This window comes from Thalassospira sp. Z349TD_5 (assembly GCF_056173045.1).
On record NZ_CM149654.1, the window covers coordinates 4,415,717 to 4,438,455 of the forward strand.

Annotated in this window: 24 protein-coding genes; 8 read left to right on the forward strand and 16 right to left on the reverse strand. The window is 53.7% G+C overall.

Going from position 1 to position 22,739, the window contains the following annotated elements:
- Window positions 1–1,515, reverse strand: a complete 1,515-nt coding sequence (locus AC0VXT_RS20310) for a B12-binding domain-containing radical SAM protein (RefSeq protein WP_475546854.1) — start codon at window positions 1,513–1,515, stop codon at window positions 1–3.
- A 117-nt stretch (window positions 1,516–1,632) separates the two neighbouring features.
- On the opposite strand from AC0VXT_RS20310, the gene AC0VXT_RS20315 reads away from it, so the two are divergent.
- The 3 genes from AC0VXT_RS20315 (at window position 1,633) to AC0VXT_RS20325 (ending at window position 5,176) form a co-directional block, all read left to right on the forward strand.
- Entirely contained in the window at window positions 1,633–2,748 is a 1,116-nt protein-coding gene (locus AC0VXT_RS20315) for a cyclic nucleotide-binding domain-containing protein (protein ID WP_475546855.1), read from the forward strand.
- A gap of 258 nt (window positions 2,749–3,006) precedes the next feature.
- Window positions 3,007–4,518: a YifB family Mg chelatase-like AAA ATPase gene (locus AC0VXT_RS20320; protein ID WP_475546856.1), complete on the forward strand. Its 1,512-nt coding sequence runs from the start codon at window positions 3,007–3,009 to the stop codon at window positions 4,516–4,518.
- Window positions 4,519–4,603: 85 nt separating this feature from the next.
- Complete coding sequence (locus AC0VXT_RS20325) at window positions 4,604–5,176, forward strand: putative glycolipid-binding domain-containing protein (RefSeq protein WP_475546857.1); 573 nt, start codon at window positions 4,604–4,606, stop codon at window positions 5,174–5,176.
- A gap of 72 nt (window positions 5,177–5,248) precedes the next feature.
- Here AC0VXT_RS20325 and AC0VXT_RS20330 read toward each other — a convergent pair whose 3' ends face one another.
- The 11 genes from AC0VXT_RS20330 to AC0VXT_RS20380 form a co-directional block, all read right to left on the reverse strand.
- Window positions 5,249–6,001, reverse strand: a complete 753-nt coding sequence (locus tag AC0VXT_RS20330) for an ATP-binding cassette domain-containing protein (protein WP_475546858.1) — start codon at window positions 5,999–6,001, stop codon at window positions 5,249–5,251.
- A 10-nt stretch (window positions 6,002–6,011) separates the two neighbouring features.
- Window positions 6,012–7,211, reverse strand: coding sequence for an alanine racemase (locus tag AC0VXT_RS20335; protein WP_475546859.1), 1,200 nt, complete (start codon window positions 7,209–7,211; stop codon window positions 6,012–6,014).
- Between the two features lie 23 nt (window positions 7,212–7,234).
- On the reverse strand, window positions 7,235–8,236 hold the full coding sequence (locus tag AC0VXT_RS20340) for an ABC transporter permease (RefSeq protein WP_101301384.1): 1,002 nt from the start codon (window positions 8,234–8,236) through the stop codon (window positions 7,235–7,237).
- A 112-nt stretch (window positions 8,237–8,348) separates the two neighbouring features.
- A complete protein-coding gene (locus AC0VXT_RS20345; RefSeq protein ID WP_475546860.1) occupies window positions 8,349–9,410 on the reverse strand; it encodes a substrate-binding domain-containing protein in 1,062 nt (353 codons plus the stop codon).
- A gap of 66 nt (window positions 9,411–9,476) precedes the next feature.
- Window positions 9,477–10,751 (reverse strand): M20 family metallopeptidase, encoded by a 1,275-nt coding sequence (locus AC0VXT_RS20350; RefSeq protein WP_475546861.1) that lies wholly within the window; start codon window positions 10,749–10,751, stop codon window positions 9,477–9,479.
- Window positions 10,748–11,962 (reverse strand): ROK family transcriptional regulator, encoded by a 1,215-nt coding sequence (locus AC0VXT_RS20355; RefSeq protein ID WP_102783574.1) that lies wholly within the window; start codon window positions 11,960–11,962, stop codon window positions 10,748–10,750. Before AC0VXT_RS20355 ends, AC0VXT_RS20350 begins: the two co-directional genes overlap by 4 nt.
- Window positions 11,963–12,138: 176 nt before the next feature.
- The gene (locus AC0VXT_RS20360) at window positions 12,139–12,726 is read right to left on the reverse strand and encodes a class I SAM-dependent methyltransferase (RefSeq protein WP_475546862.1); all 588 of its coding nucleotides are present in this window, start codon (window positions 12,724–12,726) and stop codon (window positions 12,139–12,141) included.
- Between the two features lie 436 nt (window positions 12,727–13,162).
- Window positions 13,163–13,468 carry a hypothetical protein gene (locus AC0VXT_RS20365; protein ID WP_022733686.1) on the reverse strand — a complete coding sequence of 102 codons (306 nt, stop codon included), beginning with the start codon at window positions 13,466–13,468 and terminating at the stop codon, window positions 13,163–13,165.
- 68 nt (window positions 13,469–13,536) lie between these two features.
- Window positions 13,537–13,830, reverse strand: coding sequence for a phosphoribosylpyrophosphate synthetase (locus AC0VXT_RS20370; RefSeq protein WP_475546863.1), 294 nt, complete (start codon window positions 13,828–13,830; stop codon window positions 13,537–13,539).
- A 110-nt stretch (window positions 13,831–13,940) separates the two neighbouring features.
- On the reverse strand, window positions 13,941–14,444 hold the full coding sequence (locus tag AC0VXT_RS20375; RefSeq protein WP_475546864.1) for a GNAT family N-acetyltransferase: 504 nt from the start codon (window positions 14,442–14,444) through the stop codon (window positions 13,941–13,943).
- 281 nt (window positions 14,445–14,725) lie between these two features.
- Window positions 14,726–15,466 carry an SDR family oxidoreductase gene (locus AC0VXT_RS20380; protein WP_475546865.1) on the reverse strand — a complete coding sequence of 247 codons (741 nt, stop codon included), beginning with the start codon at window positions 15,464–15,466 and terminating at the stop codon, window positions 14,726–14,728.
- Between the two features lie 124 nt (window positions 15,467–15,590).
- On the opposite strand from AC0VXT_RS20380, the gene AC0VXT_RS20385 reads away from it, so the two are divergent.
- Window positions 15,591–16,490 carry a LysR family transcriptional regulator gene (locus AC0VXT_RS20385; RefSeq protein WP_475546866.1) on the forward strand — a complete coding sequence of 300 codons (900 nt, stop codon included), beginning with the start codon at window positions 15,591–15,593 and terminating at the stop codon, window positions 16,488–16,490.
- A gap of 10 nt (window positions 16,491–16,500) precedes the next feature.
- Here AC0VXT_RS20385 and AC0VXT_RS20390 read toward each other — a convergent pair whose 3' ends face one another.
- The 3 genes from AC0VXT_RS20390 to AC0VXT_RS20400 all read right to left on the reverse strand — a co-directional run bounded on the left by AC0VXT_RS20390 (window position 16,501) and on the right by AC0VXT_RS20400 (window position 18,648).
- Window positions 16,501–17,010 carry an SRPBCC domain-containing protein gene (locus tag AC0VXT_RS20390; protein WP_475546867.1) on the reverse strand — a complete coding sequence of 170 codons (510 nt, stop codon included), beginning with the start codon at window positions 17,008–17,010 and terminating at the stop codon, window positions 16,501–16,503.
- Between the two features lie 88 nt (window positions 17,011–17,098).
- Window positions 17,099–18,046, reverse strand: a complete 948-nt coding sequence (locus AC0VXT_RS20395; protein WP_475546868.1) for a 2-hydroxyacid dehydrogenase — start codon at window positions 18,044–18,046, stop codon at window positions 17,099–17,101.
- Window positions 18,047–18,228: 182 nt separating this feature from the next.
- On the reverse strand, window positions 18,229–18,648 hold the full coding sequence (locus AC0VXT_RS20400) for a VOC family protein (protein ID WP_475546869.1): 420 nt from the start codon (window positions 18,646–18,648) through the stop codon (window positions 18,229–18,231).
- Between the two features lie 110 nt (window positions 18,649–18,758).
- Here AC0VXT_RS20400 and AC0VXT_RS20405 point away from each other — a divergent pair, with 110 nt between their 5' ends.
- Window positions 18,759–19,685, forward strand: coding sequence for a LysR substrate-binding domain-containing protein (locus AC0VXT_RS20405; protein WP_475546870.1), 927 nt, complete (start codon window positions 18,759–18,761; stop codon window positions 19,683–19,685).
- A gap of 29 nt (window positions 19,686–19,714) precedes the next feature.
- Here the strand turns inward: AC0VXT_RS20405 and AC0VXT_RS20410 are convergent, their stop codons facing one another.
- The gene (locus tag AC0VXT_RS20410) at window positions 19,715–20,179 is read right to left on the reverse strand and encodes a DUF6314 family protein (RefSeq protein WP_475546871.1); all 465 of its coding nucleotides are present in this window, start codon (window positions 20,177–20,179) and stop codon (window positions 19,715–19,717) included.
- A 252-nt stretch (window positions 20,180–20,431) separates the two neighbouring features.
- On the opposite strand from AC0VXT_RS20410, the gene AC0VXT_RS20415 reads away from it, so the two are divergent.
- The 3 genes from AC0VXT_RS20415 to AC0VXT_RS20425 are packed head-to-tail and all read left to right on the forward strand — an operon-like array spanning window position 20,432 to window position 22,708.
- Window positions 20,432–20,809 (forward strand): MerR family transcriptional regulator, encoded by a 378-nt coding sequence (locus tag AC0VXT_RS20415; RefSeq protein ID WP_475548607.1) that lies wholly within the window; start codon window positions 20,432–20,434, stop codon window positions 20,807–20,809.
- Between the two features lie 49 nt (window positions 20,810–20,858).
- On the forward strand, window positions 20,859–21,302 hold the full coding sequence (locus tag AC0VXT_RS20420) for a hypothetical protein (RefSeq protein ID WP_475546872.1): 444 nt from the start codon (window positions 20,859–20,861) through the stop codon (window positions 21,300–21,302).
- Entirely contained in the window at window positions 21,302–22,708 is a 1,407-nt protein-coding gene (locus AC0VXT_RS20425) for a hypothetical protein (protein ID WP_475546873.1), read from the forward strand. The genes AC0VXT_RS20420 and AC0VXT_RS20425 overlap by 1 nt, the downstream gene beginning before the upstream one ends.
- Window positions 22,709–22,739: the final 31 nt, after the last annotated feature.

Sequence of the window (22,739 nt, forward strand, 5' to 3'; positions counted from 1 at the left end):
TTAAGGGCGGGCTTTTAGGTATGCTTCGCTAAGACTGCCATCCGGATTGGTAATCCGCAACGGCTCGAAACACTTCTCGAAGCGGGACGGTAGATTGATGCGCGGACGATAGGCGTTGCGCAGAGGATCGCTCATGGCGCTGAATGTGCGTTCTGGTTCGCGATAAGTTTCCATCATCCGCCGGGGGCTACCGACATCGATGCGGCCGCCAAATCGATGTAAGGGTCGAACAAGCGCCAATGCCGTTTGGTCGAGACTGACGTGGCGACGCCAATGCCAGGCGTGGCGGAACGCGTGCCGTGTCAGCGCCATTTTGCGCCCCTTAAATTGAAGGAGGTCAGCAAGGAACGTGCGTACGACCTCAAGCGGTTCCTTTGGCCATTCAACCAGCTTCATTCCATCCATATCGCTCAGGGCCAGATTTGGCATCAAACGACCGTTAAGCGCGGATGCTTCGAAATGCGGGGTGCCTAAAATCGGGATCGGTACGGACAGCAGGCTGGGCAACGGAATACGATGGTTTGCCAGAATGCCGTTGACTTGGCCCGCGACCTCGGCAACCGTTTGTTCGGTGAAATCCGTAATCATGCCGTAGTCAAAGTTAATGCCATACTCGGCACAGAGTGCCGTCAGGGCCAGTGGATCTGATGTGATACTTTGTTTCTTGTTGAAGTTCTTCAGGACTGCGGGGTCCAGCGATTCCACGCCGGAAAAAATGGCTTTGCAGCCATTTTGCGCCAGAAGTTCGAGGTTTTCCCTGCGTTTGAAAAAGTCACCCGTCACCAGCGCACCCCAGCCGCGAAACTGGCCATTGCGCCATCGTTCCCCAATCATCTCAACGCGATAGCGGAAATTATCCCGGTTGTTGCCATAGAAATTATTGTCCAGAACCATGACACCCAGCACGCGCCCCATTGCGTCGAGCTGACGATTAATTGAGGCGTCGCTATGGGGTTTATAGGCGCGGCCCTCTGCCGTGAGTGAACAGAACGAGCAGGCGAAATTGCAATTCTTTGTGGTTTCCAGATAGCTAAGCCCCATGGTCGGGCGGGCAAGGTCGAAGCGCGGTGCGCCGTGTGCGTCGGCATGATCAGGGCCGAACAGATCTGTGATAATCTCGGCGATATCTTCGACGTCACCCTGAGTGGCGTAATCGAAGACTTCAGTACACAGTTTGGGCAGGGCGCGCGCAATCGGCCCCCCGATTATGGTGATGCCCGACGGGTTTGCGGATTTGTAATAGGCTGAAAGCTGATGGGTCCGGTCAAACGCCGCGGTTAAGCCGGTGAAGATCACGACATCCGGCCATTCCAGAATGCGTGTATCAAGCAAGGGTCCATGAAAAACCTCGTCCCAGACCCGGACCTCAACCTGTTTCTGATCGAAATAGCCGGCAAGATAATAGGGTGCCATTGCTCTGGGCACGAACCAGCGGGTGGGCGTTGCTGATCGCCAGGGATCAAAATAGGCGTTTATGATCAGAACGGCTTTTTTCCGGGCTTGCATCTTGCTCATTTTCACAGTGTGTATTGAGTAACTGATAGCAATATCGATATTGGAGACATTTGGATCGTCGCGCAGTATATTACCGACCTGTATTGATATCCCAAATCGCTTTTATTGTAGAGAGTTATGAACGACGATATCCAATCAAGTGCGCATGCATTACGCACACACCCTGCCCTTAAAAAGGTATCGGCAGAGGTTATGGCGTCGATCATCTCGGTCGCAGAGCAGACAAATGTAAGTGCTGGCGACTTTATTATGCGAGAGGGTGAACCAAGCAACGACCTGTATTTTCTGCTTTCTGGCGATGCGGTTGCATTGCGCAAAGCCGACGATGGCAAAGACATCTTGCTCAATGCGGTACCAGAAGGTGAGTGTGTCGGGGAGCTCGCATTTCTGGACGGCGGTATGCGGACATCTTCGGTTCGTGCAGAGAGTGCGTGTCGCTTGATCAAGATACCAACCACAGAACTGGAAGCGCGCGATGATGCCGCAGCAGTCATTGGTGCGCTAAAGGCGGCACTTGCCAGCGTCGCCGTCAATCGCGCGCGCCAAATGAGCGATAACATGCTCGCATCGCTCCGGCGGGAGCTGGAAATCAAAACGCTTCAAAATCAGTTTGGCTCCTTTCTGGTTTTCACGATTGCGATCTTCCTGATTTCCACAGCACTGTTTTATCTGGTCGCAGAAAAATACGTCAGGGATGTCTATGATCCCGGCTTTTCCTGGCAGGCGATCCTTTTCCTGGCTGTGCCGTGCCTTCTTGTGATCAAGGTGATGAAGATCCCGCTTGCTGATCTTGGCATTCGGCGTGAAGGGTTTAAGCGTGCCGCCCTACAGTCCGTCGCGGCCTGTGTGGTGATAACAATTCCGGTTGCGATCTATTTGCTCAACTTTAAAGGTCCGTCATCCGATACCGCGGCACCACCGGGTGCGACTGTCGATTTGATCTTTTTGCTGCAGTATTTTGCGCACACCCTGTTTCAGGAGCTTGGTTCGCGAGGGCTTTTGCAGGGGCTGTTCCAGAAATTTTTGGGTGATACCAAAGGGCATCGTGCGATCCTTTTGACCAGCACGGTCTTTGCATCGCTGCATCTGGCGTTTGGCATTGATGCCGTCATGATCACGTTTGTTGCCAGCATTGTCTTTGGCTATGTCTATCAGGCCCAGAAGAACTTGATCGGCGTGACAATTCTGCATTACTGGCTGGGTGTTCTGGCCGCATTTGTCGTGGCGTTTTGAGGGGATAGGAAGTGGAGAACGACAAGCCGAAACTGCTTTCTCCATTTCAAAACCTCGTTCCAAATCAATAAAAAAGATTGGTTGCGATCAACGTCATCGATAGTTATTTCGAGATCGAAAGATTATGAAATTTTCGCCGTGATATGCTGTCATTTGCCGAGTCCGGCGCACTTCTAATCCCCTGACTTTAAACGATGCGTTGCCATTTCCTGCATGAGGCTGCAAAGTAATGCAACTTTGGGTTCTGGGGGCGGACGGATGACAGCGCGGGTTACGACGGTTGCCTTTGCCGGGATTGAAACGATTGCCGTGGATGTTCAGGTGCAAATGGCAAGTGGCCTGCCGTCGTTTTCGGTTGTTGGATTGCCTGATAAAGCCGTGTCCGAGGCCCGCGAACGGGTGCGATCCGCCTTATCAAGCATGGGGCTTGCCTTACCGCCCAAGCGCATCACGATTAACCTTGCCCCGGCCGATTTGCTCAAAGAAGGATCGCATTTCGATCTTCCGATTGCCTTGGGCCTTCTGGCCGAGATGGATGTCATCGGCCATGAGGATATCGCCCGGTTTTTAGCTCTTGGCGAGCTTGGCCTTGATGGCAGCATCACCAGTGTTGGCGGGGTTTTGCCCGCCGCCATGGAAGCCAGCATGCAGGAATTTGGCGTGATTTGCCCGTGTGACAACGGGGCCGAGGCGCTTTGGGCGGGTGACCTTGAGATCCTGGCGCCCAAGAACCTTGTCAGCCTGATCAATCATTTCAAAGGCACACAAATTCTGGCCCGGCCACGTGCCGTTGCCAATGTCGTCCCTGCCGGTCCGGGTTCGGACCTGCGTGATATCAAGGGGCAGGAAAGTGCCAAACGCGCACTCGAAATTGCCGCTGCCGGGGGCCATAATTTATTGATGAGCGGCCCGCCCGGATCGGGAAAATCGATGCTGGCCGCGCGTCTTCCGGGTATTTTGCCTGATCTGGATGCAAGGCAAGCACTTGAAACCACGGTCATTCATTCGGTATCGGGATTGCTGCCCGAAGGCGGCCTAATCCGCACACGGCCGTTCAGGCAACCACACCATTCTGCATCGATGCCTGCACTGGTTGGTGGTGGCCATCGGGTCAAACCCGGTGAAATGTCGCTAGCCCATAACGGGGTTTTGTTTTTAGACGAACTGCCGGAATTTCAGCGAAATGTACTCGATGCGCTGCGTCAGCCACTTGAAACCGGGCAGGTATCGGTGGCGCGCGCCAATGCGCATGTGACCTATCCGGCCCGGGTTCAACTGGTGGCGGCGATGAACCCGTGTCGTTGTGGGTATCTGGGTGATAATGACCTTGCATGCAGCCGGGCACCACGCTGTGGCGAGGATTATCAGGCGCGGCTTTCAGGCCCGCTTCTGGACCGGTTTGACATTCAGATTGATGTGCCCGCCGTGAAGCCTGAAGAACTTGATTTGCCCGCAAACGGCGAAACCAGTGCGACTGTGCGCGAACGGGTGTTTCTGGCACGTGAACTTCAAATGTTACGATATAAAAACGAATATATCTCAACCAACGCCTTGGCCGATGGCGAGGTTCTGCAAACTGCGGCCGCCCCCGATGATGCCGGGCGGGAACTGTTGCAGGATGCCACCCGGCGCATGAAGCTTTCGGCGCGTGGATATCACCGGATTTTGCGGGTCGCGCGCACGATTGCCGATCTGGCGGGCAGTGGTGTTGTTAAACGCCCGCATATTGCCGAGGCGCTTAATTACCGGCAAATGATGTATCGGCGGTAAGAAATTTTCCGTTATTGCCTGTCCAAATCGCCAACATGCGGTGGCGACGGACTTTGACAACATTTTGCACAGAGGAGAGGATTGAATGCGGACATCGGTGTGTTGGACCAACTGGCAGGGACAGGGGTTTGAACGCTGCACGCTTGTTCAGGATGACGCGCATTTGATCCTTGAAGGAGTGGTTTCAGGCACGCGCGGGGGCAAATATGGTGCCTATTATTCGGTGCGCGCGGACGCGCAATGTCGGACACGTGAAGTGCTGGTCAAATATATCGGCGGTCAGACGTTGCATGTTGTGGCCGATGGGGACGGTCATTGGCATGACATCCTTGGCGACCGGCCGGTGCCGTCGCTTGATGGGTGCTTTGATGTTGATATTGGTGTGACCCCGGCCACCAACACCTTGGCGATCAAGCGGCTTGGGCTGGCACCAAAGGCCCGTCAGGATATTGTCGCGGCCTATGTCCCACTGCCAAGCCAGGTTGAAGGGGCGTTTCTGCCCGTCCCGGCAGAACAGCGCTATACCTGTTTGATTGTGGGTCGGCGGTATCGCTACGAAGGATTATTCCGGTCATTCAAGGCCGAGCTGGAACTGGATCGGTTTGGCTTGGTGATGGATTATCCTGATACCTTCCGGCGGGTTGAGGAAACCAGTTAGGATGATATCTGATGGGGTATCCCCCAGCCAAGCAGTCTCGGCTGGAGGTGGGCGTTCCAATGGATGTCGGGGTTACGCCGCATCACTTTGCTGTAAGCCGGTGATCATGCCGATGATTTCGTTTTTGTCGGTTTTGGCTGTTTCACGAATGCCGATTTGCTGACCGCGGCGGAGCACACAGACGCGATCAGCCAGACGGAAAACCTGATCAAGGCTGTGGCTGATGATCAAAACGCCGATGTTGCGCTGTTTCAGTGATTCAACGATTTCTTCGACCTTGGCGGTTTCAGCAACACCCAATGCCGCCGTTGGTTCATCAAGCAAGATGACCTTTTTCGCCCAGCGCGTGGCCCGCGCAATCGCAACCCCCTGGCGTTGACCGCCCGAAAGATCACGGATGGTGGCATGCGGGCTTGGAATACGGACATCCAGTTCATCAACCAGTTTCTGCGTTTCGGAAATCATGGTTTTGCGATCAAGCATGCCAATTTTGTTTGTGATTTCACGGCCCAGAAACATGTTCATATAAACGCTTTGCTGATCGGCAAGGGCAAGATCCTGATAGACGACTTCGATCCCGTGTGCGCGGGCGATATCGGAACTGGCCATTGAAACCGTTTCATCCTCGATCGTGATTGCACCGGAACTTGGCGCGTAAACGCCCGAGATGATCTTGATCAGGGTCGATTTGCCCGCGCCATTGTCGCCGACAAGGGCAACAATTTCCCCGGGATGGATATCAAGGGAGAAGTTTTCAATCGCGGTGACCGCGCCAAAATGCTTCTGAATGTCTTTGAGGCTCAGGACCGGTTTTGTATTGCTCATAAGATGTCTCCTAAACCGGCCATGCGGCGGTTTCGCCAAAGCTGTTTTCAATGGTTTCAACAACCGGATTGCCGGTCGAAATACCCGATACCCCAACCACATAGGCACGGGTGACAAAGGCCTGCCCGCGGAAACCAAAGATGGCGGTATCGCCCGGTTTCGGGGCCTTTGGCCCGGTGGCATCGATCATGGCGTAATAGTCAATCATCGAGGGCGGTGGTACTTCGACTGAACGAAGGGCTGTTTCTGCGGTGGTCGGCTCATCGCCAACGATGGCTTGGACGTCATAATCGGGGAAAATCGGATCAATATAGAACCCGCCGCCAAAGCAATAAGCCTTACCACCCGACAGGTGGGACACCTCGGACAGATACAGCACAGCAGGCAGTTCCGGTAGGTCTTCAACCACATGAAGGGCGGTGGTGCCGTGGATGCCGTTACCTGGTTCGCATTGAGTTGCGCCCGCTTCGGCCAGACCAGCCAAAAGAACCGAGGATGTGGTGCCCGGCGCATTAATTTCGATATCAGAACAGCCATGTTTTGCCAGACGTTCGGCGGCCTTGGTCAGCGTGGTTAGATTCTGGGTTGGCAGGACCTTGCGGCTGTCGTGATCAAACAGTAAGGCCGGGAATGTTGTAATTCCGGCAAAGCGTCCGCCCGCCAAATCATCAATGAAATCAGCAATATCTGTGATGTCACCGGCGCGAAACCCGCCTTCATGGCCGCGATAGAAGGTGTCGCCTTCGGCGTGGATGCGGGCCAGAATATCCTGAACATACCCGGCCTTGTGGGCGGCGGTGGCGGCTTCGGTCGCCTTGGTATCGTTAAAGACGGTCCAATAATCGGGGCGGAAGCGTGCGGCGGCTGCGTTTGCTTCGAATTTGGCGATCTGTTGAAGATGGCCCAGATGCCCAACGCGCAGCCCGGCGTTATGAGTGGCGCGCGCGCAGGCCATATCGACCGCGACCGACCGGTCAATGCCGCCACGCATCACCGCGTGCGAGAACGAGCTGGCGCGTCCGACCTGCTTGGTCATGGCAAATATTTTCAGACCGTGTTTGTCGGCCTCGGTTTTCAAGGTGCGCGCATTGGCCTCAACCGCATCAAGATCAAGGATATAGGCATTGGCGGGCACTTTGCCGTCACGGTGAAGGGCCATGGCGGCCTCGACGAATTTCGGATTGCGACGGCATAAGACATCAAGAAACATGGTTTTTCTCCTGCTTTTTGGGCTTATCGCGCTTTTTCACGCAACGAGACGGCAACGGCGGCCAGAATGATCAGGCCCCGGACGATCATTTGATCGGACACCGAAAGCCCCATCAGGATCAGCCCGTTATTGAGCATCCCCATCATCAGCGATCCAATCAGCGCCCCGATGATCGTCCCCCGCCCCCCATGCAAAAGGGTTCCACCGACGATGACAGCGGCAATCACGGTCATCAGATCAGATTCGCCAAGCGTGTATTTGGCCGCCTGCAAACGCCCGGCATAGAGCAACCCGGCAAGCCCGGCCAATCCGCCCGACAGCATCAGGACATAAAGCCGAATGCGCGCAACCTTGATGCCCGACACACTGGCAGCCTGTGGGTTGTCGCCGGTGGCAAGGACATGGGCGCCAAACCGGGTTTCGCGGTAAATGAAATGACCAACTGCAACGGCCAGAACCGTCCACCAGATCAACGAAGGAATGCCTAAAAAGCTGCCCGATCCAAAGAAACCGGCAAAATCGCCATCCAGAACCGGGATGGAGCGCAGATTGGTCATTGATCGGGCAATCCCGGCAAACAATCCCATGGTTGCCAAGGTCACCAGAAATGATGGCAGACGGACAAAGGCGACAACCGTTCCGTTGATTGCCCCGGCCAGCAGACCAGCCCCCATGCCAGCAGCAATGCCGGCCACCATCCCGTATTCATTCATGACCACGGCGGCAGCCAATGCGGAAACGGCAACGATGGAGCCAAACGACAGGTCGATTTCACCCGCCGACAACACAAACACCAGACCAATCGCAAGGATCGTCGCCGGGGCGGTTTGCAGCACGATGTTTGACAGATTGCGGATGCTTAAAAACCCGTTGTCGCCCAGTGTGATGGCAAAGAACAGGAAGATGGCAAGAAAGCCAAAATAAACGACATATTGCTGCAGATTGATCCGGCCAACAATCTGGCGCAGTGATCTGCTGGCGGCGGCGTTGGCAGATGTCGGGTTGCCGGGTTTTGATTGGGACATGATCGGTCACTTCCTTGGGCGGAACGGCAAAGCAAAGGGTGTCATGGATGGTCAGAAAACATTATCGATGTCCGTTTGCCGGGCGATGAGGTACCGCCCGGAAAACAGATGATCAGTTCATCATTTTGATGATGGAGTCCGGTGCATCGCGGTTGAGCGACTCTTTCCAGCCATCCAGAACGTTTTCTTTTTTCACCGTTAAGGCCGGGGCAACGATAAAGGGCGGGGTTTCTTCGCCCAAAATAGCCTTAAGGCCGGTTGCCGCCATGGCACGGCCCAACTCATAGGCCTTGTCGGCGACAATTGCCGTCACATTTCCATCACGGACCATGTCAATTGCGACCGGTTCGGATAGATCAAGGGTGACGATTTTGGTGTGTTTGTTGCCATTGGCACGTAGGGCCGCCAAAACGCCATCAGCCGGTTCGGCCCATGTGACATAGATGCCATCAAGATCGGGATTCTGAAGCAGCATGGCATTTGCCAGTTCTTCGGCGCGGGCCGGGTCGGTGATGCCTTGCTCAGCGACGATTTCGATGTCCGGATAGTTATTTTCAATCGTGGTTTTAAACGCATTGTCACGCTGGTTGGTGACGTAATAGGTCGCGTCATGGAAAATCCAGCCGACCTTGCCTTTGCCACCGATTTCTGTGGCCAGCGCATCAGCCGCTTGTTTGCCCATGGCAAACAGGTCATCGGTGACGATGGCGGCATAATCGGTACCATGTTTATAGTCAGACGGCAGGTTGGACAGGAACACCAGTTTGGTATCGTTTTCAACGGCTTCGCGGAAAGCCGCAGCAGATGTCACCGGATCAAGCGGCAAGGCCAGAATGATATCAGGTTCTGCAGTCAGGGCCGTTTCGATGTCGCTGCGCTGACGTGCGGCATCAAAACCGGCATCGGTGGTGACAGCAATCTTGACCCCGGCTTTGGCGAATTCATCGGTTGCACCAGCAGATACCGCATTGATGAAATCCGATGATGTATGCCACAGCAAGGCCGCCTTAAGGCCTTTTTCCTTTAAGCTGGAAAATTCGGCATCCGAAAGGGTGATTTCTGCACTGGGGGTGGCGGTTTCGCCGTTCGGACCAATGGTTTGTGCAAAGGCAGCAGTGCTGCTCATCATGAATCCGGCAATAAGACCGGTTTTAAGCAATCCCTTAATCAACATGAGCCATTCCTCTGATAGATGGTGTGTTTTTGTTTTGTGGTTTCGTTGTTTCGTGTCGCCGGACGGTTAGTCTGCGATCCCTGAGTAACGGGCCATAAAGCAGGCAAAGGCGACGATGCCTGCAAAATACTCTTCGATATCGACGCGTTCTTCGAATGTGTGGCAGTTTCGGATATCACCCGGCGCGCAATAGACCGCCGGGGTTCCCAACTCATTGACAAAAAACGGGGTTTCCGACCAGAACGGCGCGCCTTCGATCTCACCGCGCCCGGCCATGGCGGTGGCAACGGCGTTTGACAATTCGCGGACTTCTGGCAAGTTCGGGTCAATCTCAGCCGCCGATCCGCCCAGCGCATGGTCGCGGCCCGCCGGATAGGAAATGGCAACTGTGATTTCGGGATCAGCAATCGCGCCGCGAATGACCTGTTCCATTTCACGCGCTGCGTCATCAAGGCTTTCGCCGGGCAGTAATTTACGGATCAGCGAAAGTTTGCATTCTTCCGGTACCGCAATGAACCCGCCACCGGTCAATCCGGTGATCAGAAGGAAGCCTTCGCCGATCAGGTCATGATGGCCGCGTGATTTCAGTTCATCGGAATGGGCCCAAAGGGCGGACATCACGGAATGGGCGGCTTTGAGTGCGTCCTTGCCCAGTTCCGGCACACCAAAATAGGCCGATTTACCGGTGATCTTGATATCGGCAATGTAAAAGCCGATCTGGGCCGGATAGACCGCCAGACGGGTTGGTTCAACATAGACGGTAAAGTCGGGTTTGGCGATTTCACCTGTGGCAATGCGGTGAGTGTAATCCTTGATCCCGGCGGAAATACCCGATCCGGGCTGGCCGCTTTCTTCATCGCCGACGTAGGCAAAAGCCAGATCGTTTTCAAGCTTGATGCCCGCCGCATCCAGCAGACTGAGTGCGGCAAGCGATGCGCAAATCCCGGCCTTAAGGTCGCCAGATCCCCGGCCCCAGATTTCTCCATCAATCAACGGCGCACCAAAGGGATCTTCGCGCTCAGTCCCCTTCCAGTGATCGCACCAGCCATCGACATGAACCGTATCCGTATGGCCGATGAACAAAAGTCGTTTCGATTTCGAAGTATTTTCTTCGCCAACACCTTTGCGTTCGCCCCAGATGTTTGGGCGGCCGGGTTCAAATTCGGCGGTGGTGATGGCTTCAACCCCGCGGTTGGTCATCTGTTTGGACAGATAGGCGACGAAATTGGCTTCGTTGCCGGTAATGCTTTGCGCACCAATGGCGCCGCGAAACAGATCAAGCGCATCTTCGCGGTCCAGCAAAGCCGCCAGCTTGCTGTGCAGATCGTTGGTTTTGGTCATGTGCTTGCCCCCTTAAGGGAAACACTGCTGGCAGGTGGCAGGGAAATGCGCCCGTCGGGGGCATCCGCGCCGAAAAAGGTGTTATGCAGATGACCAAGTCCGATGGCGGCGGCACCGACGATGGCCGCACGCTGATGCAGGCTGCTGGGCACGATGGTGATGGGTTGGGGCATGATTTGCGGCAGGAATTTTTGCGTGCGGGCAATCATTTCCGGGCGGTTGCCAATTGATCCGCCAATGATGATTTTTTCCGGGTTGGCGATGGCTGTGATCGCACCGACCCCGAATGCAAGGTAGCGCGCCGTTTCATCAAGAACCTGATTTGCAGCATCTTCGCCGTCATTGGCGGCATCAAAGATCGCCGGGACTTTGACATCTCGCCCGGTCAGGGCCGTGTAACGCTGCATCATGCCGACAGAGGCAACAATGCGTTCATAGGCCCCCGCCCGAATGGATTCCGTATCGAACGGATCGGCGCCAAATGGCAGGAAACCCAGTTCACCGGCGGCGTTGCCGGCCCCACGTACCAGTTCACCATTGACCATCAGGCCACTGCCAATACCGGTGCCAAGCGCGATAAAGGCCAGGTTATCAATCCCCTGACCTTCGCCGAGCCAGTTTTCACCAAGAACCGCCAGATTGACGTCATTTTCAAGCATGACATCAAAGCCGAACGCCTTTTCAAAGGCGCTAAAGACATCCATGTCCTCAAACCCGGCAATATTGGGGGCGAGCAACACCTTGCCACTCTTGGGGTCGGGGGCACCTGGCACGCCAATGACCGCAAGGCGAATGCGGTTGCGATCGATCTTCTGGGAATCGGCGGCCTGCCAGCAAAGCTCGGTAATCTGATCAATCAGATGCTGTCCGCCACGCGGATCGGTTGGGGCGACTTGTTCGGCAAAAACCTGACAGGCGAGATCGGCAATGGCGACCTGGACCTTTGTCCCGCCAAGGTCCACAGCGGCGATAAAGGCCGCATCGGGGATCAATTCATAGGTAACGGCAGTGCGTCCGACATGGCCGGTGGTGCGCCCGGTTTCCTGTACCCAGCCGGCTTCTTCAAGCTGACGGACGATTTCCGAAATCGTTTGTTTGGAAAGCCCGGTTTGTTTGGCGATGGATGCGCGTGAAATCGGGCCATTTTGGACGATGACCTCCATCACGGCACGTTGGGAAAACTTCCGGGAAATGCGCAAGGATTCGCTCACCGACCTCTCCTGATTGATCTGATTATTGTTTGGTTTATTTAATTCGTTCAGTTACCGAACTATCTATATCAGAAGAAGCTCTGTCAAGGGTGATATGCGCGCAAAATGCGCCACCCGATGTTAAACCCGTTGGGTTCTGGGGCGTTTTTGATTGTTAAGTGAATGAAATATAACGCTTATGCAGATTGCAAGGCGCGGGCGCGCTGAAGCCGTTCAATCTTGTAAACTGATGAGGGCGGCATGTTGCGCACGGTGGTGCCAATGCGCGTGGCGCGCAAACCAAGACGGCCGAGAATGGCCGAGGGAACGGGACAGCGCGGGCCATAAGTGAACTGGTAAAACGCACCATCATCGCGCAAATAGCCAAAAGTGCCGGTCAGGATTCCCATGATCTGGCGCGGTTTCATCGACAAAAGCGGCAGGCCGCTAATGACGGTGGCAAGCGTGCTAGGGGCATAAAGACCGGCCTTTGCCAGCCGGGTGGCATCCATTTGTAAGATGCGGGCATCGGGATGACGGTCCGACAACAGACGGGAAAAATACGGTCCCGCTTCGATCAGGGTCAGATCATTTTCGGGCAGTCCGCGTTTAAGCAGCGCACGGGTAAAGACCCCGGTGCCCGGCCCCAGTTCAAGAACCGGGCCCTGACCGGGGATGACTTCGGATGTGATCAACTGCGCCAGTGCGGGGCTGGATGGCGAAATGGCCGAAACCCGTCTGGGATCGGTTACCCAGGCCCGAAAAAACGGCAAAAGATCCGACATGTGCGTGTCTGCCTCGATACGGTGTGTTTATGGTTAGGGTCTGAACCCAATTGAATGTTTAAAATGGCATCAGAACAAGCAAGACATGCAAGGAAATCTCCGCCGCGCGGGGTATTGCCCCGGGCAAGGGGATTGACGCAGCAGGTCGCAGAGTGTCCTGATGTCCTGATGTCCTTCGGATCGGAGGAATTTGCACGGGCTATTACGTCGCATCACCTTGCAAGGCAACGAGCCTTGCTGCGGTAATGCTCCTGATATCCGCACAAATTCCTCGCGACCATTTCAAGCATTCAATTGGGTTCAGACCCTAGTCTAGGTCCTGAGCCTAAGCTATTGACCTTTTATGTCGCGACAGGTGTTTATTTGTGTTCATTTTGCGAAATTGCACGCCGTCGCGGTGACACAAGATCGTGAGCCTTGTGACCATTTCTTAAGGTTACGAGGCATTTTCCTGTCGATTTTTACGCAGAACATCAATCAAACGGGCTTCTTGCGGATCAGCGTGGAAGCTGTTGGGGATGATCATCACCCCTTTGGTGCCGTCATTGGCCTCGATCATGTAAAGGGTGGCGTCATCGCCGGGATCGGTGCCGTTATCGGTGCTGTTGGAATGCACCAGACGCAATTCATGAGGTTGGTAAAGATGGCCGGTGCCGTCGCTGCGCGCACCATCGTCTTCACACATGAAATGGTGTTCGAAACCGTGTTCTTTGGCATTTGCCTGAAGATCAGCCAAGGTCATTTGTTCCTCCTGAATCGCAATTTTCTCGATATAGGGAAAACGCCGGACCAGACAACTTGTTCCAGAGATCAGGAATGCTTTCGCCGTAAATGATCGATCAGATCCGCCTTGTCGGCATCGGTATGGAAGCTGTCAGGGACAATCAGCATGCCGCGTGTGCCGTCATTGGCCTCGATCATGTAAAGGGTGGCATCATCACCGGGATCGGTGCCGGCATCGACGGATCTGGAATCGATGATGGTCAGGTCATCGGCATGATACTTCGCCTGTTTCCCGTCACATGTCACAAGGGTGCCCGATGCACTGAAAACATGGGAAAATCCGCGACTACGGGCCATTTCCTGCAAGTCGGATAAATTCATGGTGAACCTCCGTCTGTGTGTTTTGCCAAGATCGTCATGGTCAGACTACCAGATTTGACCAACAACATGGTTGGACAAAGGCAAAACCGATCAGTTTTGGGATGATATTTTTATGATGACGCTGGGTCGAGCGCCATTTTCATGCCTTCGTGGCTGGCAACAAAGCCAAGCCGTTCATAAAATCGATGGGCATCCTTGCGGGTTTTATCGGTGGTGAACTGTATCAGGACAGCGCCAAGTAATTTCGATACCGAAATAGATTCTAAAATCAGCTTTTCACCGATTTTTTGGCCGCGATGGCGGCTTGATACCCGCACCCCTTCGATCTGCGCGCGCAATTGCCCGCGCCGGGATAATCCGGCAATCAGGGTCAGTTGCAGACATCCGACAATATCCTCGCCTTGGCAGGCCAGAAGATATTGGTTGGGCAGGGCCGCAGTCGATTGCGATGCCATGGCGTCAAAGGCGGCGTAATAGGCATCGGGCAAAGGATCGGTGCATTCTTCGCGGGTTTTGCCCTTTTCATCATCGGCCAGAAGCGCAACGACGGCGGGCAAATCATCGCGGGTGGCTGGGCGGAAAGTGATTTCGGTCGGTGTGGGGCTGTTGATCATCGGCGTTCTCTTGGGTGGTGGCGTCTGGTGCGGGTGTTTGCGGGCCATCATGCTGCAAAACCCGGTCAATGGACAGATACAACAGGATATTTGATATCGTTTTTCGCGATGGGGGCTTGGTGAAAACAGCAATGATGCCGCCGGTGAAACCACGCGGCGGCATCATAACGGCCCAGCATTCAACCAAATCGGGCATCGGACCAAACGCAGGTGCGGGGGTGGGGGAAATCACCAGCGATAGCCTGATGCCAGACCGGTTTCAGGAGTGGGCGATGTTTGGGTTACGCCAACCCACCATTGGCGCGCAGGGTTTGGCCATCAACCCAGCCAGAGTCCGTCCCGGCAAGGAAGGACACGACCCCGGCGATGTCGTCGGGCTGCCCCAGGCGTTCAAGTGGGGGCATTTTGGAAAACTGGGCGATTTGCTCATCGGTTTTGCCATTCAGGAACAGCTCGGTTGCAACCGGGCCCGGGGCCACGGCATTGACCGTGATCTGACGGCCGCGCAGTTCCTTGGCATAGACCGCTGTCATGGCCTCGACCGCCGCCTTGGTGGCGTTATAGACCGCATAGCCCGGCAATTTCAGATGCAGGGCCGTGGTTGAAAAATTGATCACCCGGCCATGATCGCGCAGGTGTTTCGCCCCTTCGCGCAGCATGTTGAATGTGCCGCGCACATTGATGTCCATCATCGCATCAAAGGTGGCGTCACTCATCTCGGCAATCGGCTGTGTGGTCATCACACCAGCATTATTGACAATGACGTCGACACCGCCAAATTCGGCGATGGTTTTGTCAAACAGGGCGGTGACCGCATCGGGACGCGCAATATCGGCCTTCACCGCGAGGGCCTTGTGCCCATCAGATTTCAGGCTTTCGGCCAATTCTTCGGCGGCGGCGGCAGAATTGGCGTAATTGATCACCACAGCAAAGCCATCTGTGGCCAATCGTTTGGCAAGGGCGACACCAATGCCGCGTGATGCGCCGGTGATGATGGCGGTTCTGTTTTCCATGGCAGACATGAAATTTCTCCTTGGTGGATGTGCATGTAAGCGCGATGGGCTCACTATGACCGAGATGACATTTGGGATAATTGCGCTATATTCGAATTGACTGTTCGAATTTTGATAACAATGAGACATGGCGATGGACCGGTTTGAGGAAATGCGCAATTTCGTCCGGGTGGTGGAGCGCAAAAGCTTTACCAAGGCGGCCGGGGACCTTTTGATCCCGCGTGCGACCATGACCAATTCTATCCAGCGACTTGAAGCGCGCCTGCGGACCCGGTTGCTTGATCGTACGACGCGCACCGTGGTGCCGACACTCGATGGCGAGGCCTATTACCGGCGGTGTGTCGATATTCTGGCCGAGCTTGAAGAAGCCGATGGTATCTTTCGCCGGACGGATCCGCGCGGGCTTTTGCGGGTCAATTTACAAGGCACGCTGGCGCGCAAATTTATCATTCCGCGTCTGCCGGAGTTTCTGGAACGCTATCCCTGTATCGATCTGATGATTAGTGACGGGGACCGGTTTGTCGATCTGGTGCATGAGGGATTTGATTGCGTGGTGCGCAGTGGCGGATTGTCAGATTCGTCAATGATTGCACGACGGCTCGCCATCTTGCGTGAGGCAACCGTTGCCAGCCCGGATTATATCGCCCGCACGGGCATGCCCGAAACGCTTGAAGACCTGAAAACCCAGGGCCATACGATGGTGAGCTTCCTGTCAGGCGCCGATGACAAGCCGATCCCGCTTGATTTCACAGTCAATGGCACGGTGCGCCAGATCATGCTTCCGGCCAGCATTTCGGTGACCGGCGCGGATAGCTATGCGGCATGCGCCTATGCCGGGCTTGGTTTGGTTCAGGTGCCGCGCTATCGGGTTGCTGATGATCTTAAAGCCGGGCGGTTGGTGGATATCCTGCCCGAATTTCCGCCCGATCCGATGCCGGTCAGCATCCTGTATCCGCAAAACCGTCAGCTTTCAGTCAGGGTGCGGGTGTTCGTCGATTGGGTGGCCAATATTCTGGCCGAGGCGGATATCTAACCCACAAAGATTACGCCGGGCCTTCATGGGCGGAAAGCTGTTTAATCCGGTTTCGCAATGAAACCAGATGGGCTTGCCAGTAATGGGTCATCATTGGTTTGAACCGGTTATCATTCAGGCCATTGCGCGCCGGATGGGCCGCGGATAATGCCTCAAGCCCGCTATGGGTCAGGGTCAGGCGCGTGGCGTCACCAGATTGCGCAAAGCGGATATCAACATGGGTGACGGGTTCTTTGCGGTCTGCTGTTGGCCAGCGCCATTCAAATGCCAGCCGTTTGGCCGGGTCCCAATGGGTCACTTTGCCCGCCTCGACCACGAAATCGGGGCGACGTTTATCGACTTCCTGTAAAAACCGCGTGCCATTATCGCGTTCGCCAAATTGCATGACGCCGGGGCGATTGCCAATCAGCCGGTTGCGCGGGCCTTGCTTCCACCAAAGATCAATCTCGTTGGTGAACACGTCAAAAGCCGTCTGGGCATCGCAATCAACACGAAGGGCGACAAAGGTTTTGGCCGACATCGAAAGTCCTTTGAAAACAAAACGGGCGGGGTGCTGTTTCTTCCCAGAAAGCACCCCGCCCGGCAAGTCAATTCATCTATCCGCGCGTTTAGTAGCCGCTTTGACGATCGACAAGGCCGGTTGGCGTTTCACCACGTGCCATGCGATCAATGTTTTGCGCAATCTGATCGGCCAATTCCTCAACCCGGGTGGCCGCGGCAATATGCGGGGTGATGCGGATTTTCGGATGATCCCAGAACGGATGACTTTCAGGCAGCGGCTCGGTAACGGCAACATCAAGAAACGCCCCGCGCAGATGCCCTGTATCAATCGCACGCAGCAAATCGGCCTCATTGATCATCGCACCGCGTGCGGCATTAATGATCGCAGCCCCCTTTGGCAGATGCGACAGGGTTTCGCTGTTAAGCAATCCTTCTGTTTCCGGCGTGCGCGGCAGAAGGCAGATCAGAATATCGGCCTCGCCCAGAAATTCGTCAAAGGCATCTTCACCGGCAAAGGTGGTGATGCCCTCAATCGCCTTCATCGAGCGGCTCCAACCTGAAACGGTAAAGCCAAGGTTCGAAAGCGCGGTGGCAACGGCCGCACCCAGGGCGCCCAGCCCCATCACACCAACCCGGCATTTTGAAATACGTGCGACGTCATGCTGGGTCCAGTTGGCCTTGGCCTGCTGGGCGCTATAGACATCAAAATCACGCATGAAATGAAGGGCTGCATAGAGGTGATATTGCACCATCTGATCGGCCATCCCCGCATCTTCAAGCCGGATGACCGGGATGTTTTTCGGCAGACTTGGCGATGAGACAACATGATCGACCCCGGCCCCCAGCGAAAAGATCGCTTTAAGGTTGGTCAGGTTTTTGATCAGTCCCTGCGGCTGTTTCCAGAACAGGGCAAAGTCAATCGTTGCGGGATCGTAATTGTCGTCGCCGGTGACGATATTGGCATCAGGCAGCCGTTCAACCAGCGCCTTTTTCCAATCGGCGTCTTCGCCCGCGGCGGAAATAAGGATATTGGGCGCGGCAGTATTGGTTGGCATGGGGCTTTCTCCTGATGCGGTGACAGATGAGGGTGCCGGTTTTGGGGGGCCATCAATATAAACGCGCCAGATCGCAAAGCGTTCCGGTGCATTTTCTGGCGCGTCTATTGATGACAGCAGTTAAGGGCGTTGGTCAATCGTTCGGCGTGGGGATGCCTCGAAGATTGCGCCCTGACCTTCGATCAATGGGCAAAGATCATCGCCGGGTCGCGGAATGTCTTGAATTCCACGCCATTTCCCGCCGGGTCCTCAACAAAAAACGTCCCCTGCTCGCCCGGTTCACCGGCAAAGCGGATTTTCGGTTCCAGCAGGAATGTTACCCCGGCGTTTTTCAGGCGCTCGGCCAGACCATGCCAGATGTCCCATTCCAGAACCGCGCCAAAATGCGGAATTGGCACCGCATCGCCATCGACCGTGCCCGACCCGGCGTTTTGCCCGGCCTCAGACCGGACATGGGCGGACAGCTGATGACCAAAGAAATCAAAATCAATCCACGCCTCGGTCGAGCGACCTTCGTCACAGCCCAGAATATCAATGTAGAACGCGCGGGTGTCGGCGATGGATTTGATCGGGAAGGCCAGATGGAACGGGGGTAAGGACATGGGATTCTCCTAAGATTATCTAATGCTGTGTTGTTTGAACCAGTCTAAACCAGCATAATACTGCCGGTAAAATCAGAAGTTCTGCATTTAGCATCAGGAAATCTATTGCTATGGCGCTGCGCCCGACCACCCCGCCGCTCAATGCCCTGCGCGCGTTTGAGGCAGCCGCCCGGTTGGGCAGTTTTGCCCGGGCGGCGCATGAATTATCGGTGACAGCCGGGGCTGTCAGTCAGCAGGTCGCCAACCTTGAGGCCAGCCTTGGCATGGCGCTGTTTGATCGTAATGGGCCGAAACTTACTTTGCGGGACGCCGGACGGGCCTATTTGCCGACATTGCGCCGCGCGCTCGATGAGATTGAAGCCGCAACCCTTGATCTGGTCACCCATGGGACGGGGGAACGTAAACTGGTGATCGGGGCATTGCATACCATCGCCAGTGCGTGGCTGATCCCGAGATTAAACCGCTTTCAAAACGAATATCCGGATATCCGCCCGGTGATCGAAACCCTGGCGCTTAATTTCGCCACCCCGGACCGCAGCCCCGAGCTTGGTAGTCGGCTTTTGGATGTTGGGCTGTATTTTGGCAATGGGACGTGGCCGGGGCTGAAATCCGATAAGATTCTTGATGAAATTCAGGTGGTTGTCGCCAAACCGGGATATGTCGCGCCGGATCGGAAAGACGACCTTACCGCCCTGATTGCCGATCATCCACGGCTGGTCCATACCACCCGGCCCAAGGCGTGGCATGATTGGGGATTGGCGCATGGGGTTGCCATCACCGGGGCACCCGGACCGGGGTTTGAGCATTTCTTTATGCTGATCGAGGCGGCCAAGGCGGGCGTGGGCATTGCCCTTTTGCCGCGTGTGTTGATCGAAGGACCGCTTCTTGACGGTAGTCTGGAAATCGTCTGCGATGCGACGGTGCAAAGTGCCGGGGCCTATTACCTGATCACCCCGGAAAACCGTGTGGAGAGCCCGGAAGTCAGCGCGTTTCGTGATTGGGTATTACGCGAAGCGGGTACGGATCAAAACCACTAACCAGCTGATATAATGTATTTATCTGGTCTTTATGTACGACGATAAACGCTGTGAAGCAGATGATCTTTTTTCGGGCCGGTGACTTTTATCTTGGTTTCGAAATGATCTTGATCGTGCCAGATCATGCAGTGATGATAAAAATCGTCCCCGCATGGATGAATGTCACGCGCACATAGCCCCTCATCGGCATCTTCGCCAAATTGCAGCATCACATAGCGATTGCCAAAACTTAAGGGATCGCGAAATAGAAGCTCAATTGCAGCCGGATCTTCATGCAGCACGAAATCATATTCGCGGTAGCCGTCAAATTGCGCGCCATCCGGGCGGGTCAGAAACCCTTCTTCGCGGTAGCGCAGGACATTGGGTTTATCCGGATCGGCGGCATGGAACGTGACATCGCCGGTAAACTGTCCAGCTTCACCCAGATCACGCACTAGCGTCCAGTTGCCTGCCAAGTAAGAAAAGATTTTTTGTTCGGGAACGTTAGTGATCATGATTGGCCTTGTTAGTCAAATATCAGTCAAGTAAATCCTTGATTGCGCTCAATATATACACCTTTATAGGTGATTATTTTTATATAATATTCTACCAAAAATTGATGTTCTGTGGATAACTCTGAGGATATAATGTGGACTAATTCATAGTTCAGAGCTAGACTATGAATAAATCATTTGTGCGAGGGTGCTCATTTGGAAGAAGCGTTTGATACGAGACAAGCCGCGATTTTGAGTGGGCTACCTGTTACAATGATCGACTATCTGTGCAGGACCAATATAGCGGTACCAAGTTATCCGGTTGAAAGAGGCCGGGGTCGAAAGAGGATGTATACATTCACGGACGTGGTAATTCTCCGTGGAATTGCTAAGCTTCTCGATGCAGGGGTCGGTGTAAGTAGATTGGGTAGGGCCTTAAATAATCTAAGAAAACATCATCCTGAGATTATTTCGACCTCTCTCCCAACTCCTTATATCGTCACAGATGGTAGAGATGTGTTTTTGCGAAGAAGTGATGAAGTTCTCGAAACTCTGGCCACAGGACAGCTAGCTTTTGGATTTGTTATTGAGGTAGCTCGACTTCTGGAAGAAGTAAATAGTGAGCTAATTCGGCTTCGAGCTGCTTCTTAGAAGTTATGTTTGGTTAGGGTTTTTTGTCGGTAACTTTGGGAGAAAAATCGTGATGATGATAAATGATGATACTATTTCCGAAGTCGGGTTGGAGCATGTACTTGAAGATGGGTTAGCTCTTGCGGTAGAGGCAGACAGCAACGCTTCTAGAAAAGAGGTTGTATTGGAGGGCGTGCTGGCGATATTTGATGCCGCAACCGAAGGTTCTGAACTTGTTGGGCGCAACTCGTTATTTATTCGGGCGGATCAGAAACCGGCATGTGACACGTTTGAAATGATTTTCAAATATCTTCACTCTGAATATGGGGAGAGCCTCGCAGGTCGTATCTCCGAAACCCGAGATGTTTTCGAAAATTTGAAAAATAATGTTGTTGTTTCCGAGGATAAGAGAGTTCGTTGTTCTGAATTTCTCCAATCCTTTTTGGAAGCACTGAGGTTAAAGAGAGCGCTGAGCAAGCCAAATAGCCCGTTGGTCTTTTCGAGTTATTTGTGATGGATTTAAATGCGGCTCGAAGGGCTGATCGCCTATTTTTGGCGCGATTGGAAAAACAAGCTGAAGTGCTGCAAGGTCAGGTGTTTCCTGGGCGGTTGCCGGGACCATACCGCTGGTTGGCTCTCATTCGGGGGGTTATTGATACGGCGAATGGCTATTTAGATCGGTCCGAAAAAGATTCCAGCTTAGATAAAGATTCCCAAATTGATTTGATTAATAAGTCAGCCAGGCTTGCCCAACTATCTTTTGACTGTTTAACTTGTTTGCAGGGTGCTGAGGCATCGGAGCTACCACATGCAGTTGTGAGGCCATTAAAGCGCTGGTTGGATGATTTAGGAATCAAGCAAACAAGCTTTTTTAGAGCGGAGCATCTTGCTAACTACGAATTGGCATCTTATTCGAAGCAATACTTTCAGCAAATTAGCAGTCCAGCAAGTTCATTAACTGAAGCTATTAAATATATAAATTGGCCATTCTTTAGAATCACGGTTCCAAGTCGTGCTTTGGGGATGTTCCCCTACTTTGCATTGGTTGCTCATGAAGCTGGGCACGCTATCTACAGAGACTTATCTCTAGATATCAACCTTGAGAGACCGACCGAACTAAAGCAGCTTCAGGTGTCAATTGAAACTAGGGTGGGAGCCCAACTCACTCAAAAGCAGTCCATTGATGTGCGTAAGATTCTTAGTTCATGGATCGAAGAATTGGCAGCAGATGCAGTTGCACATCATATTGCTGGCCCTGCATTTTATTTTTCTTCCACCGGCTTTATCCAAATAACAAATCCTGGTTTCGGAATGGGTATGAGTCATCCACCAAGTGATTTGCGTAGGAAGTTGTTGTTTTCTCAAATGAAGAAAAGGAATGATAGATCACTATCGTACGTGGAAGTTTTTAATAATAGAACATCTAAAGATTTCGATGAAGATATAAATAGTCCTGCGCTTTTAAAGTGTCCTGCTTCTGACAAATTATTTAATGATCTAATAAGTATGAGTGGATATGAAATTCATATTGCCGCAACTATGGTTGAATCTATAGGTTTTCTTGAGGAAATATACGATACAATATACGATAAGTCACTGGGTTATTTAAAAAATAATTGCAGTAATTTGATTTACACGCCAGAAATATTTGATCGTGATTTAAATAATCATCTGGATAAATTGTGTTTGTTGATACCACCTATTGAAGAGCCAGACTCTTCTGGCAAGTCTGTGGCGACATCCCTCTCTACCGTGCTTAACGTAGGTTGGGTCGCTCTATTAACTCAACTAGATAAAATAAAAGTTCAACCAGACAAATTTGGAAATGAAGATTCTTGGAGGATGGAACGACTTCATACACTCTTAGTGAAAGCTTCTGAGCTATCAGAAGCGCGCCGTTCATGGGAGGAGGTTACATGACTTGCCTAAATGCTTACGCAATAAAGAGTCG